Origin of the sequence: Pseudoxanthomonas indica, assembly GCF_900167565.1 — a bacterium.
In the GTDB taxonomy this organism is placed as follows: domain Bacteria; phylum Pseudomonadota; class Gammaproteobacteria; order Xanthomonadales; family Xanthomonadaceae; genus Pseudoxanthomonas_A; species Pseudoxanthomonas_A indica.
Window position 1 is genome coordinate 880,996 of the sequence record NZ_FUZV01000002.1, and the last position, 15,044, is coordinate 896,039.

The 15,044-nt window shown below is 67.6% G+C and carries 15 protein-coding genes; 6 read left to right on the top strand and 9 right to left on the bottom strand.

The features are described 5' to 3' along the window. Positions 1-16 precede the first annotated feature (16 nt). Both B5X78_RS14655 and B5X78_RS14660 read right to left on the bottom strand, forming a co-directional pair. Positions 17-1,225, bottom strand: coding sequence for an endonuclease/exonuclease/phosphatase family protein (locus tag B5X78_RS14655; RefSeq protein ID WP_079725242.1), 1,209 nt, complete (start codon positions 1,223-1,225; stop codon positions 17-19). Positions 1,226-1,266: 41 nt separating this feature from the next. Further along, positions 1,267-1,992 (bottom strand): arginyltransferase, encoded by a 726-nt coding sequence (locus tag B5X78_RS14660; protein WP_079726214.1) that lies wholly within the window; start codon positions 1,990-1,992, stop codon positions 1,267-1,269. A gap of 216 nt (positions 1,993-2,208) precedes the next feature. On the opposite strand from B5X78_RS14660, the gene B5X78_RS14665 reads away from it, so the two are divergent. Continuing rightward, positions 2,209-2,817 carry an EF-hand domain-containing protein gene (locus B5X78_RS14665; protein ID WP_079725243.1) on the top strand — a complete coding sequence of 203 codons (609 nt, stop codon included), beginning with the start codon at positions 2,209-2,211 and terminating at the stop codon, positions 2,815-2,817. A gap of 88 nt (positions 2,818-2,905) precedes the next feature. On the opposite strand, the gene B5X78_RS14670 is transcribed toward B5X78_RS14665, so the two are convergent. From B5X78_RS14670 to B5X78_RS14690, 5 genes are all read right to left on the bottom strand, one after another. Further along, complete coding sequence (locus tag B5X78_RS14670; RefSeq protein ID WP_079725244.1) at positions 2,906-4,051, bottom strand: RNA polymerase sigma factor; 1,146 nt, start codon at positions 4,049-4,051, stop codon at positions 2,906-2,908. A 65-nt stretch (positions 4,052-4,116) separates the two neighbouring features. After that, positions 4,117-5,364 (bottom strand): RNA polymerase sigma factor, encoded by a 1,248-nt coding sequence (locus tag B5X78_RS14675; RefSeq protein ID WP_079725245.1) that lies wholly within the window; start codon positions 5,362-5,364, stop codon positions 4,117-4,119. A gap of 67 nt (positions 5,365-5,431) precedes the next feature. Then, on the bottom strand, positions 5,432-5,992 hold the full coding sequence (locus tag B5X78_RS14680; RefSeq protein ID WP_079725246.1) for a hypothetical protein: 561 nt from the start codon (positions 5,990-5,992) through the stop codon (positions 5,432-5,434). An 11-nt stretch (positions 5,993-6,003) separates the two neighbouring features. Beyond that, on the bottom strand, positions 6,004-6,918 hold the full coding sequence (gene tesB / locus B5X78_RS14685) for an acyl-CoA thioesterase II (RefSeq protein WP_079725247.1): 915 nt from the start codon (positions 6,916-6,918) through the stop codon (positions 6,004-6,006). 52 nt (positions 6,919-6,970) lie between these two features. Continuing rightward, positions 6,971-7,552 carry an N-acetylmuramoyl-L-alanine amidase gene (locus B5X78_RS14690; protein ID WP_079725248.1) on the bottom strand — a complete coding sequence of 194 codons (582 nt, stop codon included), beginning with the start codon at positions 7,550-7,552 and terminating at the stop codon, positions 6,971-6,973. Between the two features lie 127 nt (positions 7,553-7,679). Here B5X78_RS14690 and B5X78_RS14695 point away from each other — a divergent pair, with 127 nt between their 5' ends. The 4 genes from B5X78_RS14695 to B5X78_RS14710 all read left to right on the top strand — a co-directional run bounded on the left by B5X78_RS14695 (position 7,680) and on the right by B5X78_RS14710 (position 11,712). Next, complete coding sequence (locus tag B5X78_RS14695; protein ID WP_079725249.1) at positions 7,680-8,171, top strand: MOSC domain-containing protein; 492 nt, start codon at positions 7,680-7,682, stop codon at positions 8,169-8,171. Beyond that, entirely contained in the window at positions 8,168-8,695 is a 528-nt protein-coding gene (locus B5X78_RS14700) for an alpha/beta fold hydrolase (protein ID WP_079725250.1), read from the top strand. The genes B5X78_RS14695 and B5X78_RS14700 overlap by 4 nt, the downstream gene beginning before the upstream one ends. A gap of 49 nt (positions 8,696-8,744) precedes the next feature. Continuing rightward, positions 8,745-10,883, top strand: coding sequence for a bifunctional 23S rRNA (guanine(2069)-N(7))-methyltransferase RlmK/23S rRNA (guanine(2445)-N(2))-methyltransferase RlmL (gene rlmKL / locus B5X78_RS14705; RefSeq protein WP_079725251.1), 2,139 nt, complete (start codon positions 8,745-8,747; stop codon positions 10,881-10,883). Positions 10,884-10,956: 73 nt separating this feature from the next. Then, positions 10,957-11,712: an energy transducer TonB gene (locus B5X78_RS14710; protein WP_079725252.1), complete on the top strand. Its 756-nt coding sequence runs from the start codon at positions 10,957-10,959 to the stop codon at positions 11,710-11,712. Between the two features lie 27 nt (positions 11,713-11,739). Here the strand turns inward: B5X78_RS14710 and B5X78_RS14715 are convergent, their stop codons facing one another. Then, a complete protein-coding gene (locus B5X78_RS14715) occupies positions 11,740-12,477 on the bottom strand; it encodes a DNA-formamidopyrimidine glycosylase family protein (RefSeq protein ID WP_079725253.1) in 738 nt (245 codons plus the stop codon). 158 nt (positions 12,478-12,635) lie between these two features. Between B5X78_RS14715 and xth the strand changes: the two genes are divergently transcribed. Continuing rightward, positions 12,636-13,466 carry an exodeoxyribonuclease III gene (gene xth / locus B5X78_RS14720; RefSeq protein WP_079725254.1) on the top strand — a complete coding sequence of 277 codons (831 nt, stop codon included), beginning with the start codon at positions 12,636-12,638 and terminating at the stop codon, positions 13,464-13,466. A gap of 72 nt (positions 13,467-13,538) precedes the next feature. On the opposite strand, the gene B5X78_RS14725 is transcribed toward xth, so the two are convergent. Beyond that, on the bottom strand, positions 13,539-15,032 hold the full coding sequence (locus tag B5X78_RS14725; protein WP_079725255.1) for a CoA-acylating methylmalonate-semialdehyde dehydrogenase: 1,494 nt from the start codon (positions 15,030-15,032) through the stop codon (positions 13,539-13,541). Positions 15,033-15,044 lie beyond the last annotated feature (12 nt).

The following is a 15,044-nucleotide window of genomic DNA, read 5'->3' on the forward strand; positions in this document are numbered from 1 at the left end:
GACGACGCGGCCCGGCTCAGGGCTGCAGATCCACCCACACCAGATGATGATCGCTGCCGTCGGCGATGGCGGCGTCGGGGTCGCTCTTCTTCGGCCAGAACACGCCATTGCCGATCAGCGCGAAGCCGGTGGAGGGCAGCACGTAGTCCAGGCGCATGGCGCCGTTGCGCGGGCCGAAGTCGCCGGTGACATGCGCGGGCGCGCCGCGATGCTCGATGCCGGCAGCGGCGTAGGTGGTCGCCGTTTCCTCGCCGCCTTCGCTGCGCGGCGTCGCCTGGCGCAGCACGCGCGGGTGTTCCAGCAGTTCCAGGATGGCGTCGTGGTGGCCGTCGCCGTCGACGGGGTCGTTGTTCAAATCGCCGGCAATCACGAAACGCTCGCCTGCGGCCAGCCCCCCGCACACGCCTTGGTCATCGCAGATCCACGCCGCCTTGTCTGCGCTCAGGTAGTCATGCCACAAACGGATTTCGTCATGGTTGCGCGCGCCATTGCGATCTTCCGGACCATCGAACACCGGCGGCGTGGGGTGCGAGACCAGGAAATGCACCGTCGTACCCGCGATCTGCACGGGTACATCCCAGTGCGACTTGGATGACAGCCGCAACTGCGACCACACCTCATCGCGGTACCAGGACTTGCCGGTGGCCGGATCCATCGGCCGCTTCGCACCCGGCATCTGGCTCCATCGCAGCAACTGGAACGTGCGCACCTGCGTCGCATCGATGGGGAAGCGCGACAGCACCAGCATGCCGTATTGACCCGGATGCAGACCGTAGCCCCAGGCATCGTTGCCGCGTGCGCGGCCGTCACCGCCGGCGACGCCGTTGTTGTCCAGATCCAGGCCGCTGGGCACACCGGTGTTGACCGGCGCCAGGTAGCGATAGGGATACGTCAGTGCTTCGCCGCCGCCCGGCTGCGCCACCGCCAGATAGCGCTGCTGGAACAGATCCGCGGCGCGATGGGCATCGTCGTAATCGAACTCGTTGAGCAGCACCAGATCCGGCCGCACCTTCTGCAGCACCGCGGCGATCTTGCGCGCGTGCGCGCTGTCGCCTGCCAGCTCGGCGATGAGGCCACCAGCGTCGTCCGAGTACAGCGAGGTGTTGTAGGTAGCCACGCGCACGGTCTGCGCGGAGGAAGATTCGGTCACGGGTGCGCTCACGCAGGCAGTCAACACGGCGGTGGGGAGCAGCAGGGCCAGCCAGGGCAGGAGGATTCGGCGCATCGGCAAATTCTCGCACGCCCGCATGACTGCCGTGCGACGCACTACATCCGTGCCGGCACCCATTGGCGGCCATTGAACTGTTCCAGCGGGCGGAAGCGTCGCTTGTAATCCATCTTGCGGTGGCCGTCGATCCAGTAGCCCAGGTAGATATGGCTCAAGCCGTCGCGACGCGCCCATTCGATCTGCCGCAGGATCGCCAGCGTGCCCAGGCCGCGCTCGACCAGCGCCGGATCGTAGAACGTGTACACGGCCGACAAGGCCTGCGGCAGCAGATCCGTCACCGCCACCGCCAGCAGCCGGCCTTCTTCGCGCAGTTCGACGAAGCGGCCGCGCGCCCAACTGCCAATCAGGAACTGATCAAACTCGATGGCGCCGTGATCATCCATGCCGCCCAGTGGGTGGCGCGCGCTCAGGTAACGCCGGTACAAGGCCAGGTGTTCTTCGCTACGCACCGCGGCCACGATGCGCGTGTCGACATGCGCATTGCGCTGCGCACATCGGCGCTGGCTGCGATCCGGCTGGAAGCTCGCCACCGGAATCCGCACCGCCACGCAGGCCTGGCAGCCCAGGCAGTGCGGCCGATAGACGATGTCGCCGGAGCGGCGGAAGCCCCAGCTCAGCGCGGTGGGATAGAACGAAGGCAGCCGCGCGTCGCGCGGATCCAGCACCAGATCGCGCGCATTCCGCTCCGGCCAGTAACCGCACGGATGCTCGCCGGTATGGAACAGGCGCAGGTCGTCGGCCGGCACGGGGCTGTCATTGCCCATCGCCTGGCTCCCGCCCATCACGTGCGCATAGGTAACTCATGTACCGAGCATACTGCGCGGCGCGTGTTCGTGCGTACGGCCCGCCCGGGCAGGGCGCGCCGGTGGCGCTGCTGCCGGCTGTTGCCTGAACGCGCGCGGCTACGGGTCAACCGCTGCCGGTCGCGGACGTTTTCCCTGGCAGTGGCGCAACCGCGCCGCCTGCACCGGAGACAACACATGAACCGCAACAAGACCTTGCTGACGCTGACCATCCTGGCGGCCCTGGGCGCGGGCTCGGCCTTCGCCGCCACCCAGTCGTCGGCGGACCCGGACACCCGCCCCGCGCGTGCCTCTCTGGACGTCAATGGCGACGGCGTGATTGATCGCACCGAAGCGGCCGCGCATCCGCGTCTGGCCGAGCATTTCGACACGCTGGACAAGAACAAGGACGGCAAGCTCAATGCCAACGAGCGTCCGCAGCACAAGGGCGGCCGCCATGGTCGCGGACCGCGCGGCGAAGGCATGGCCCGCTTCAGGCAGCTGGACAAGGACGGCGATGGCCGCATCAGCCAGGCCGAAGCCGCCGCCGAGCCGAAGTTCCAGCAGCGCTTCGCCGACATGGACGCGAACAAGGACGGCTTTGTCGATCGCGCCGATCGCGAGCTGCGCGGCAAGCAGCGCCGTGACCAATGGTTCGCGCAGGCCGACACCGACAAGGACGGCAAGCTGAGCCGCGCCGAGTACGACCAGGCCGCAGCGAAGCGTGGCGAGGATTTCCGCCGCAAGTTCGATGCCCGCGGCGATGGCAAGCGCGCGACCGACGTGAAGCCGCAGACCCAGCAGTAAGCCGCAAGCCCGTAGTGAAGTAATCCTGTCGTGGACCTCTCAAGGTCCCTTGTCCCTCCTTCGATGTTTCGGAGGAGGGATTTTTTTTTCAGAACACCAGGCGACCGCTGAGAATCAGCCCGACCACCAGGCCGATCGTGGCCAGCACCATGCCCAGCACCAGGCCAATCCGGCTGCGGATGCGTTGGCGACGCAACAGCGCGGCGGTGCCGACGGGATCGCGCAGCATGTCGCGCGCGCGGCGACGCGCCAGGATCCGCGGCAGCCACTGGCCACAGGTCAGGCTGATACCCAGCATGTAGGCCAAGGTCACCGCCAGGTGCGGCTGCCAGCCCGGTACGCGCGCCAGATAGCTGATGCCCACCACGAAGGCCAGGATCAACAGCGTGTTGGTCGCGCCGTACTTGAGCAGTGATTGGCGCTCCTGCTCGTCGAGCGGATCCCGCAGGTACTTGCGGATGCCGTACCAGACCGAGCCGACGCCGGCGATCACGCCAAAGGCGATCGCGCCGAACGAGGCGCCCATCACCTTCAGCAGGCCCTTGCCGGCAATGGCGGTGCCGGTGCTCAGCACCGCCGCCGCTGCGGTCGGCGGCGCAGCCATCGCCAGCGCGCCGATCACCACCGAGGCAAACGCCGCGCCCGGCGCGCTGCTGCGGGCGAAATCGCTGAAGTGCTTCATCAATTCGTCGCGCACCGTGCCGCGTGCGCGTGACAGGCGCTTGCGCACCGCCGCGTCGGTCAGGCCGAGCAACTGCGCCACCTGCTGCGAGCTCTGGCTTTCGCGATAGAACAACAGCAACAGTTCGCGGCTGTCTTCGGGCAGGGCGGAGATGATGTCCGCCGCCACCTGCTCCTGTTCGGTGCGCAACAACAATTCCGCCGGCGTCGGCGCGCTGTCGGCGGCCAGGCTGATCGCCACTTCCGCGCTTTCGCCGGACAGCGGCCGGTACTGCGCGGCGCGCAGATGATCGCGGGCCAGGTTGCGGGTGATCTGGCGCAGCCAGGGCAGCAGGCTGTCGGGGTTCTTCAGGCTGCCCAGGTGCTTCCAGGCTTTCAGGAAGGCTTCCTGGGCGATGTCCTCGCTGGCCTGCACGTCGCGGGTGATCGCCAAAGCGATGGCGGTGATCGCGTTCTGGCAGGCCAGCACGATGCGGCCATAGGCGTCGCGGTCACCGCGCTGGGCGGCGGGAAATTCCTGGCGCAGGGTCAGTTCGAGGGTGGCGGCGGTCATGGCGTCGTGTTCTCCCGGTGGCTATGGAAACACAGACGCGCGGGCAGGGGCCATGTGACAGGCGCTCAGAGCCGCCCGGCCAGCCGCAGCGCGAACAGCAGCGCCACCAGCACGAACAGCGACGCCCAGACCACGCCCAGCCAGCCGTACAGGCTTTCGTAGCACCAGTGGATTCGCTTGCCGGGTTGGCCGCGGCGGGCGGCGCGGCGCGCCAGCAGCGGCAGCATCAGCCGGCGCAGCGGCACCAGGCACTGGTAGTTGACGATCGCCATGCCCACCACGGCCACGCCAAAGACGGCCAGCCAGCCGGTGGTCAGCAGCACGGCCAGGTTGAGCGCGATGCCGACCAAGGCGGCGGTGCTGGTGTTGATCAGCACGAAACGGCGCAGCGCGCTGCGTTCGGCTTCGGTGTCGGCGTAGCTCAGCAGATAGCGGCCACCGGCGTAGGCGCCCAGCGCGCCGCCGATGATCGAGCCGAGCACGGTGCCGGTGGCGAAGCCGGCGTTGAAGCTGGCCTGCGCGCCACTTTCCTGCAGCACGCCAAACACGCCGGCAAAGGATCCAAAGGCGGTGCCGCCGGTCGCGGACACCGCCCCCAGGCCACTGGCGCCCAGCTTGCCGCCGCCCACGGTGGCGGCGGTCGCGCCAATCGCGATGGCCGCGCTGGCCACCGGCGCGGTGGTCATCAGGCTGGCCGCCACCAGTACGGTGAAGGCGGTGCCCGGCGCGCTGCGGCGGGCGAAGTCGCCGAAGCGGCGCAGCATCTCCTCGCGCACCAGGCCGCGCGCGCGCGACAGGCGCTTGCGCACCGCGGCATCGCTCAGCCCCAGCAGGTCCGCCACCTGTTGCGAACTCTGGCCTTCGCGGTAGTACAGCAGCAGGGTTTCGCGGCTGTCTTCCGGCAGTGCGGAGATGATGTCGGCGGCGGCGATTTCTTCTTCGGTGCGCAGCAGCTGTTCTTCCGGCGCCGGCGAAGGATCGGCGGCGATGCCGATGGCAAGCTCGGCCGCTTCGCCCGACAACGGCTTGTGGTGCTGCGTGCGCAGATAGTCGCGCGCCAGGTTGCGGGTGATCTGGCGCAACCACGGCAGGAAGCTGGTGCTGTTCTTCAGCCGATCCAGCCGCTGCCAGGCGCGCAGGAAGGCTTCTTGCGCGATGTCCTCGCTGGCCTGCACATCGTGGGTGATGGCCAGCGCGATGGCGGTGATGGTGTTCTGGCAGGCCGAGACGATCCGGCCATAGGCTTCCTGGCTGCCGCGCCGTGCCGACGGCAGTTCCTGCGCCAGCATCAGTTCCAGCGGTTGTGCGCTCATGGCGGTGTGCTCGAGGAGAGGATGTCTCCTCGACGAGATCCGCCAGGAAATGTGACCGCGCCGGAATTCAATGCGTTGGCGTGGCGGGCTGGATGCGCACGCGCTCGCTGTCGTCCTGCTGTTCGGCGGGTTGCGCCGGCGTGGCAGGCGCGGTGGCTGGTGCCGCTGCGGGCGGCGTGGCCGGATCGGACGCCGGCGCAGTGACCGGCGTCGCCACCGGCGGCGCCGCGGCTGGCTTGGCCTGGCGGTGACGCATCACCGTCACGAACGCGGCCACCGCAATGATGATCAGCAGCACCACGCGGATCCGCCAGGCCCAGGCGCCACGCTTGGGTTCGTCTTCCTGCGTGCTGCTGAAGGCCAGGGTCGGACCCGCACCCGGGCGGGTGGTTTCCAGCAGGCCGGCCTCGCGCAGGATTTCGCGCGCGCGCGGCTGATCTTCCGGATGGCGGATCCACACCGACGGCTGCAGGCCCTTGGGCAGCGGCTCGGTATAGCGGAACTGGCTGTTGCGCTGGCCGCGATAGGAGCGCGCATTGGCCACGTGCACGTCGATGCCGGCGTCGGTGAGCATCTTGGCCACGCCTTCCACGGTTTCCATGCGTTGGCTGGTGAATATCTGGCGCATCGTCGTAGCCCTCAGTCCTTGGCCGGCACCAGCGCGGCGGCTTCGGCATCCGGCACGACCCGGATCAAGCCTTCCTGCGCGGTGCTGGCGACCAGGCGGCCATGGCGATCGAAAATCTGCCCGCGCGCCAATCCGCGCGAACTCTGCGCGCTGGGGCTGTCGATGGAATACAGCAGCCAGTCGTCGGCACGGAACGGGCGATGGAACCACAGCGCGTGATCCAGCGAGGCCATCTGCACGTTGGGCTGGTAATAGCTGATGCCATGCGGATAGGTCGCCGTGCCGAGCAGCTGGAAATCCGAGGCATACGCCAGCAGGGCGCGATGCAGCTCGGGCGAATCGCCGACCTTTTCCGCCAGCCGGAACCACACCTGCTGGAACGGCGGGCGCTTGGGCGGATTGAGTTCGTCGCGCGGATACACGTGGCGGAACTCGAACGGCCCGCGTCGCGACAGCCAACGCTGCACCTTGATCGGCAGGGTCGCCATCACTTCGGCCGGCACCTGCGGCGAAGGGTCCACGTCTTCCGGCTGCGGCACTTCCGGCATGCCCAACTGGTGCTCGGCGGAGGGTTCTTCGGCCTGGAACGAGGCGGCGCAGAAAAACACCACCCGCCCATGCTGGATGGCGGTGACCCGGCGCACCGAGAAACTGCCGCCGTCGCGGGTGCGGTCGACCTCGTAGACGATCGGCGCTTCGATATTGCCGGCGCGCAGGAAGTAGGCGTGCAGCGAATGCGCGCGGCGCTCGCCTTCACCGGCCACCGTGGCCTGCGCGGCCGACAGCGCCTGGCCCAGCACCTGCCCGCCAAACACGTACTTGGTGCCGATGTCGCGGCTCTGGCCACGGAACAGGTTGTCTTCCAGGCGCTCCAGCGAGAGCAGGTCGATCAGCTCGCTGACTACGGGTTCAGGCGTCGGGGACACGGCGGCTCGCAGCGAAGGGAATGGCCCGGATTATAGAGGTCCGCGCGACCCGCTATCGCGACGGCAGGCGGCCGCGCTGCAGATCCGTCGCCGCCAGCACCTGCGGCCAGGGGAAGTGCGGACCCGGATCCAACTTGCGTTGCACCTGCACCGAGGGGTCATCACTGGCCGGCTCGGTGGTGGTGTCCAGATCCTCGTGGCCCTCGATATGGCGCAGCGAGGGATAGCGTTCGCACAGCCAGCGCAGCAGGGCAATCAGCGCCTGGATCTGGGCGTCGGGATAGGTTTCGTCCATCTGCTGCGCATCCCGCGCCAGCCAATTCGGGCAGCGCCCGCTGTTGACCAGCTCGATGCCGATGGCGCGCGGGTTGTAGCCACGCACGTGGTGGGCGATGAAGGCCGGGTCCACGTACTGGTGCAGGCTGCCGTCGCGATCGATGTAGTAGTGGCCGCTGTTGCCGGTGCCGGAGGGGTAGCGCACTTCCTCGCCAAACTGCCGCGCCATCGCCAGGTCGGGCAGCTCGGTGCAGTGGATGACCACCAGATCGATGCTGGCGGGATCGCGCGGCTCCAGTCGATCCTGGTACGGCAGCGGATCCACGTGCAGCGGCAAGGACAGGGCAGGCTCGGGCATGGCCGAATGCTAGCAGGGCGCCGACGTACCCTCATCCGCCCCTGCGGGCACCTTCCCCCGGGGGGAGAAGGGGGCGTCGCAGCGGGTCCGGTAAACTTGCGGCCCGCCTCCCGTCGCGTCCAAGCCCATGCCACTCAATCCCGAATCGCCCCTGGCCAAGCTGATGGCCGAACTGCCGCGCCAGGGCCAGGTGCTGTGGATTGGCCTGCGGCCGTCGCGCGAAGCGCCGATGGTGGCGGTCGAGCAGGTGCAGGCCCATGGTGGCGGCGGCCTGGAAGGCGACCGCTACAAGGGCAGCAATGGCAAGCGTGGCATCACCCTGATCCAGGCCGAGCACCTGCCGGTCATCGCCGCGCTGGCGGCGCGACCGGATCTGCAGCAGGCCTGGCTGCGCCGCAACGTGGTGGTGTCGGGCATTCCGCTGGTCGCGCTCAAGGGTCGTCGCTTCCGCATTGGCAACGTGGTGCTGGAAGGCACCGAAGACTGCGACCCCTGCTCGCGCATGGAAGATGCGCTCGGCCCGGGCGGTTACAACGCCATGCGCGGCCACGGCGGCCTGTGCGCGCGGATCATCGAAGGTGGCGACTTCCGCATCGGCGATCCGGTCGAGGCGCTGTGATGCGCGGCCACTGCATCCTCTCGCATGGCTTTGAAAGCGGCCCCGACGCAACCAAGGTCACCGCGCTGGCCGAAGTGGCCGAGCGCCTGGGCTGGACCCACGAGCGCCCGGACTACACCGATCTGGATGCGCGCCGCGACATCAGCTCGCTCGGCGATGTGCCGGCGCGGCTGGAACGCCTGCATGCCCTGGCCAGCGCCGCCGCCGCGCGCGGCCCACTGGTGCTGGCCGGCTCCAGCCTGGGCGCCTACATCGCCGGACGCGTGTCGCTGCAAGTGCCGGTGCATGGCCTGTTCCTGCTGGCGCCGCCGACCACCATGGGGCCGCTGCCGGATCTGGATGCCGCGCCCATCCCGATCTCCATCATCCATGGCTGGGATGACGAACTGATTCCCGCGCAGGCCGTGGTCGACTGGGCGCTGCCGCGCCGCGCGCGCCTGCTGCTGGTGGATGACAGCCATCGCCTGTCCAGCCATGTCGAAGCCTCCGCACAGCTGTTCTCGCAGTTGCTGGCCTCGCTGTAAGCCACCTTTTTCGCCCGTCGCTGCCGACGGGCCCTGTATCGGAGTTGTCGTGAAGTTCTTTGTCTCCTGCGCCAAGGGTCTGGAATACCTGCTCGCCGACGAGCTGCAAGCCTTGGGCGTGGCGCGTGCCACCGCGACCATTTCCGGTGTCAATGCCGAAGGCGAACTGGCCGACGCCCAGCGCGCCGTGCTGTGGTCGCGCCTGGCCAGCCGCGTGCTGTGGCCGATCGCCGACTTCGACTGCCCCGACGAGCAGGCCATGTACGACGGCGTGTTCGCGATCGCCTGGGAAAAACACCTGCGCCCGGAACTGAGCCTGGTCGTGGATGCGCATGTGTCCGGCGAGGCCATCACCCACGCGCGCTATGCCGCGCAAAGGATCAAGGACGCGGTGGTGGATCGTCTCCGTCAGCAGGGCCTGGAGCGGCCTTCGGTGGATGTGGACCAGCCCGATGTGCGCATCAACTTCTCGCTGCGCAAGGGCCGCGCCACAGTCTCCATCGATCTCGGCGGTGGCCCCATGCACCGCCGCGGCTGGCGCAAGGATCAGACCGAAGCACCGTTGAAGGAAAACCTGGCCGCAGCAGTGCTGATGCGCGGTGGCTGGCCGGCGTTGTATCGCGAAGGCGGCGCGCTGCTGGATCCGATGTGCGGCAGCGGCACCCTGCTGATTGAAGGCGCGCTGATGGCCGCCGACGTCGCGCCTGGCCTGCAGCGGCATGGCAACGTGCTGCCCAGCCGCTGGCTGGGCTTCGACGTCGACCGCTGGCGTGAGCAGTTTGCCGAGGCGGTCGCGCGCGAGTCGGCGGGTCGCGCGGCGCTGCGTCCGGCGTTCTTCGGCAGCGACATTGACAGCCGCGCCATCCGCGCCGCCAACGAAAACGAAGTGCTGGCCGGACTGGCCGGACAGATCCAATGGCAGACCCGCGACATCGCGCAACTGGCTGCACCGGTGGCCGATGACGTGCCGGGCCTGGTGGTCTGCAATCCGCCCTACGACGAACGCCTTGCCGCCGATGCGGACCTGTACCGCCTGATCGGCGATGCGCTCAAGCGCGCGGTGCCGCAATGGCGCGCCAGCCTGTTGTGTGGCAACGCCGATCTGGCCTATGCCACCGGCCTGCGCGCGCAGAAGAAGTACCAGCTGTTCAATGGCACCATCGAGTGCTCGCTGATTGTCTGCCAGCCGATTGCACCGCCGCAGCGCGAGCGCAGCGAGCCGCGCGTGCTCAGCGAAGGCGCGCAGATGGTCGCCAATCGCCTGCGCAAGAACTTGAAGAAATTCAAATCCTGGCGTGCCCGCGAAGGCGTGGACTGCTATCGCGTCTACGATGCCGACCTGCCCGAGTACGCCGCGGCGATTGACGTCTACCAGCAGGAAGGCGAGGGCGCGGTTTATCTGCATGTGCAGGAATACGCCGCCCCGGCGACGATTCCCGAAGCCGATGTGCGCCGCCGATTCAGCGAGCTGCTGGCCGCGGCGCGCGAGGTGTTCGGTCTGCCGCAGGAACAGGTCGCCATCAAGTCGCGTGCGCGCGGCAAGGGCGGCAGCAAGTACGGCCGCTTCGACGAACGCGGCCAGGCGCTGTGGGTCAACGAGAACGGCGCGCGGCTCAAGGTCAACCTGTTCGACTACCTCGACACCGGCCTGTTCCTCGATCATCGCCCGCTGCGCAGGCGCATGGCGCAGGAAGCGCGCGGCAAGCACATGCTCAACCTGTTCTGCTACACCGGCGTGGCCAGCGTGCAGGCGGCGGTGGCCGGTGCGGCCAGCACCACCAGCGTGGACCTGTCGGCCAACTATCTGGAATGGTGCGCGGAAAACCTGAAAGGCAATGGCCTGACCGGCACCGCGCACGAACTGGTGCATGCCGATGCCATGCGCTGGCTGGAAGCCGAACGCGCGCAGTTCGATCTGATCTTCTGCGACCCGCCGACCTTCTCCAACTCCGCGCGCGCCGAGGACTTCGACGTGCAGAAAGAACACGTGCGCCTGCTGCGCGCGGCGGTCAACCGGCTCGCGCCGGGCGGTGTGCTGTACTTCAGCAACAACTTTCGCCGCTTCCGCCTGGATGAGAATGCCGTGGCCGAGTTCGCCCGCTGCGAGGACATCAGCGCACAGACCATCCCGCCGGATTTCGAGCGTAATGCGCGTATCCACCGTTGCTGGAAATTGCAGCGCTACTGAGCCGGGCCCGGCACTTGAAAGCCGACCCCGGCCTTGCAACCATGCGGGCCGGGGAAGCCACGGAAGCAAGCGCATGAAACGGATCAGTCTGTTTTGCCTGTTGTGGGCAGGCGCCACCGCGCACGCCGCCGAGCCGGCACCGGCGCAGCGCCCACCTACCGTGCTGAACCTGCCGCTGGACGTCGGCGTGGACGCACAAGGCAAGGTCACGGACGTGGTGCCGGATGCGACCGTGCCGGAACCCCTGAAGCCCGGGCTGGTGCGGCGCGCCAGTGAGTGGCAGTTCGCCCCGCCGATGTGGCAAGGCCAACCTGCTGCCTTGCGCGGTCGGGTGCTGGTGCGGGTGCAGTTCGCCGCCACCACCGATGGCAAGACCGTGGCGCAGATTGTCGACGCCAAGGGCAGCGAGCCCATCAAAGCCTTCCTGGGCACCGAGGTGCCGCAATTTCCGCAGTCGGCCGCCAAGCGTGGCGTCGGCGGAACGTTCGTGCACACCATGCGACAGGGAGCGGACGGCTCCCTCAGCGACATGCAACTGCTGTGGTCCGGTGGCGAAGGCAGCAAGAAGAAATGGGCGACGCAGTTCGACGGGTCCCTGCGCGAGGTATACGCCAAGGCGCGGCGACAGCCGGTGATCATCAACGGTCAGCCCATGGCCTGCCACGGGCAGCTCACGTTCCACTTCAGCGCCATTGGCCCCCAGGAGCCGCCGGAGCCGGCCAGCGAACGCGAGGCACGCGAAGCCGCGATCGCGGCATGGCGTGCGGCGACGCCGGACGAATGTCCGATGCTGACCTTGACCACCGACGTGTCCGGTCAACTGCTCTGAGCGCAGCCGCGCAGCCGCGCAGACGCTTTACTCGAACTTTGGCTGGCAGATCGGGCAGTAGAAGCTGCGGCGATGGGTCTTGCCCAGATGCGCCCGCACCAGCTTGCCGTGGCCCTTGGCGCATTGGCCCTTGTTGTGCACCAGCCAGTGTTTGCGCAATACGTGCGCCTGCTTCCAGGCCAGTGAGTCGAAGGCGTACTGGCGGGCTTGGGTGATCAGTTCCGTCAGCTTGCGCGCTGGCAATGCGCCGACGCGGCTGCAGGGATGTACGCCGATGCGATACAGCACTTCGTTCTTGATGTAGTTGCCGACGCCGGAAAAAATCGACTGGTCGAGCAGGGCGTCGCAGGCCCAGGCGTCGGGCAGCTTCTTCAACTTGCGCCGCGCCAGCGCCGGATCCCAGGCATCGGACATCACGTCCACGCGCCAGTCGTAGACCTCGTCCAGCGGCTCGTCGATGAAGCGCAACGAGCAGGCGTAGAAGTTGAACTCGCCGTTGTCGAACACCAGGCCGAGTCTCAGCCGGGACGGCGGCGGCCGGCGTTCGTCGATGCGATAGCTGCCGTACAACATGAAATGCACGCGCAGGGTGAAATTGGAGAACTCAATCAGCAGGTGCTTGCCCCAGGTGCGGAGGGCGACCACCTTGCGCCGACGCATGCGCTGGATGTCGATGCTGCTGTTGCCGCCCACCTCGCGCACCGTGCGGCCGACGAACTTCGCCGCTTCCTCGCGGACGATGATGAGAGAGGGGCCTTCGGGCATGGAGTGAAAGACGCGCGGGGGGAGAAGTCAGACTGCCCGCTCGGCTGCGGTGCCGTCGTGAAGCCGCCGGGATGACGAGCCCGGCCGTATTGGTGCTTCACCCGTGGCTGATGGCGTGATCGCTAGGCTGGCCGCAACGTTCCCGATGCGGCCTTGCCATGCCCCGGCGCAGCACGCTTTCCATCGCCACCTTCAACGTCAACGGCATCCGCTCGCGCCTGCCGCATCTGATTACCTGGCTGCGCGAAGAGAAGCCGGACATCGCCTGCCTGCAGGAACTGAAGTCGGTCGACCAGGGATTTCCGCGCTCGGATCTGGAGGCCGAGGGTTATCACGCGCGCTGGGTCGGGCAGGCGTCATGGAATGGCGTGGCGGTGCTGGTGCGTGGCGAGGAATCCAGCGAAGTGCGGCGGGTGTTGCCAGGTGATCCGTCTGACTCCCATGCGCGTTATCTGGAAGTGGATGCGCTTGGCCTGCGCGTGGTCTGCATCTACCTGCCCAACGGCAACCCGCAGCCCGGCCCCAAGTTCGACTACAAGCTGAAGTGGTTCGACCGCTTCAATCGCCACGCCAAAAAGTTGTTCGCGCTGGACACGCCGGTGGTGATGGCGGGCGACTACAACGTGGTGCCGACCGACTTCGACATCTACAACCCGCGATCGTGGTTGAAGGATGCATTGCTGCAACCGGAGAGCCGCGAGCGTTACGCCAAGTTGTTGAAGATGGGCTGGGTGGATGCGATTCGGGAGCTGTATCCGGAGGAGCAGATTTACACCTTCTGGGATTACTTCCGCCAGCACTGGGAGCGGGATGCCGGCTTGCGCATCGATCATCTGCTGCTCAACGAAGCCGCCGCAAAGCGCCTGAAAGAGGGTGGCGTGGATCGGTGGGTGCGCGGCCTGCCCAAGCCCAGCGATCACGCGCCGACGTGGGTCAAGCTGAAGCACGTAGCCATGGCGAAGAAGCCTGCAAAGAAATCGGCGAAGTGATGTATGTGGGACTTCAGCCCCGACCACACGCGTTACTTCCACCATTGAGCCAGCGCGTGACGAAGCGGCGCATCACTTCATCGTCGGCATCACGAACTCGGCGTGGCGTGCGCCCTCGGGCCAACGCGCGGTGATGGTCTTCAGCCGCGTGTAGAAGCGCACGCCATCGGGACCATGCACATGCAGCGGGCCGAACAGCGAGCGCTTCCAGCCGCCGAAGCTGTGGAAGGCCATCGGCACCGGAATCGGCACGTTGATACCGACCATGCCGGCCTGCACCCGATGGGCGAATTCGCGTGCGGCGCCGCCATCGCGGGTGAACAAGGCGGTGCCGTTGCCGTATTCGTGTTCGTTGACCAGCGCGAGCGCGGTCTCGAAATCCGGCACCCGCACCACGCACAACACCGGGCCGAAGATCTCTTCCTGGTAGATGCGCATGTCCGGGGTGACGAAGTCGAACAGGCAGCCACCCAGGTAGAAACCGTCGGCATGATCGTCGATGGCCAGGCCGCGGCCATCGATCACCAGCTTCGCGCCTTCCTCCACGCCGAGATCGACATAGCCCTGCACCTTGGCGCGATGGGCGGCGGTGACCAGTGGCCCCATTTCCGGATCCTTCGCGCCCGGGCCAATCTTCAGCGCGGCAACCTTGGGCGCAAGCTTCTCCACCAGCGCATCCGCGGTGGCCTCGCCCACGCACACCGCCACCGAGATCGCCATGCAACGCTCGCCGGCCGAGCCGTAGCCCGCGCCCAGCAAGGCGGCGACGGCGCCATCGATATCGGCGTCCGGCAGCACCACCATATGATTCTTGGCGCCGCCCAGCGCCTGCACGCGCTTGCCGTTGGCGCTGCCGCGCGCGTAGATGTATTCGGCGATCGGCGTGGAGCCGACAAAGCTCACCGCCTGCACGCGCCGATCATCGAGCAGAGCGTCCACCGCTTCCTTGTCGCCATGCACCACGTTGAACACGCCATCCGGCAGGCCGGCCTGCTTGAGCAGATCCGCCATCAGCAGCGACGCCGAGGGATCGCGCTCGGACGGCTTGAGCACGAACGTGTTGCCGCAGGCCAGCGCCACCGGAAACATCCACAGCGGCACCATCGCCGGAAAATTGAACGGGGTGATGCCAGCGCAGACACCCAGCGGCGCGTATTCGGTCCAGGAGTCGACCTCGCGGCCCACGTTCATCGAATGCTCGCCCTTGAGCAGATGCGGGATGCCACAGGCGAACTCCACCACTTCCAGACCACGGGTCACTTCGCCGCGTGCGTCGGACAACACCTTGCCGTGTTCGTAAGTGATGCGCAGCGCGACATCGTCGGCGTGGCGTTCCAGCAGTTCCTTGAAGCGGAACAGCACGCGCGCGCGATTGAGCGGAGTGGTCTCGGCCCACGCGGGAAAGGCGGCGTGGGCGGAGGCGACGGCGTGTTCCACTTCCGGCCGCGAGGCCAGCGGAACGAAGGCGCTGACGTGGCCGGTGGCGGGATCGAACACCTCGGCCGAGCGCCCGCTGTTGCCGGCGATGGGATGGCCGTTGACGTAGTGATGGAGAGGTTCGGGCATCGGGGGAACCCT

Excerpts from the sequence above, each read along its gene's own strand:
- B5X78_RS14655 (WP_079725242.1), bottom strand. The coding sequence starts at position 1,225 with ATGCGCCGAATCCTCCTGCCCTGGCTGGCCCTGCTGCTCCCCACCGCC.
- B5X78_RS14660 (WP_079726214.1), bottom strand. The coding sequence starts at position 1,992 with ATGGGCAATGACAGCCCCGTGCCGGCCGACGACCTGCGCCTGTTCCAT.
- B5X78_RS14665 (WP_079725243.1), top strand. The coding sequence starts at position 2,209 with ATGAACCGCAACAAGACCTTGCTGACGCTGACCATCCTGGCGGCCCTG.
- B5X78_RS14670 (WP_079725244.1), bottom strand. The coding sequence starts at position 4,051 with ATGACCGCCGCCACCCTCGAACTGACCCTGCGCCAGGAATTTCCCGCC.
- B5X78_RS14675 (WP_079725245.1), bottom strand. The coding sequence starts at position 5,364 with ATGAGCGCACAACCGCTGGAACTGATGCTGGCGCAGGAACTGCCGTCG.
- B5X78_RS14680 (WP_079725246.1), bottom strand. The coding sequence starts at position 5,992 with ATGCGCCAGATATTCACCAGCCAACGCATGGAAACCGTGGAAGGCGTG.
- B5X78_RS14690 (WP_079725248.1), bottom strand. The coding sequence starts at position 7,552 with ATGCCCGAGCCTGCCCTGTCCTTGCCGCTGCACGTGGATCCGCTGCCG.
- B5X78_RS14695 (WP_079725249.1), top strand. The coding sequence starts at position 7,680 with ATGCCACTCAATCCCGAATCGCCCCTGGCCAAGCTGATGGCCGAACTG.
- B5X78_RS14710 (WP_079725252.1), top strand. The coding sequence starts at position 10,957 with ATGAAACGGATCAGTCTGTTTTGCCTGTTGTGGGCAGGCGCCACCGCG.
- B5X78_RS14715 (WP_079725253.1), bottom strand. The coding sequence starts at position 12,477 with ATGCCCGAAGGCCCCTCTCTCATCATCGTCCGCGAGGAAGCGGCGAAG.
- xth (WP_079725254.1), top strand. The coding sequence starts at position 12,636 with ATGCCCCGGCGCAGCACGCTTTCCATCGCCACCTTCAACGTCAACGGC.
- B5X78_RS14725 (WP_079725255.1), bottom strand. The coding sequence starts at position 15,032 with ATGCCCGAACCTCTCCATCACTACGTCAACGGCCATCCCATCGCCGGC.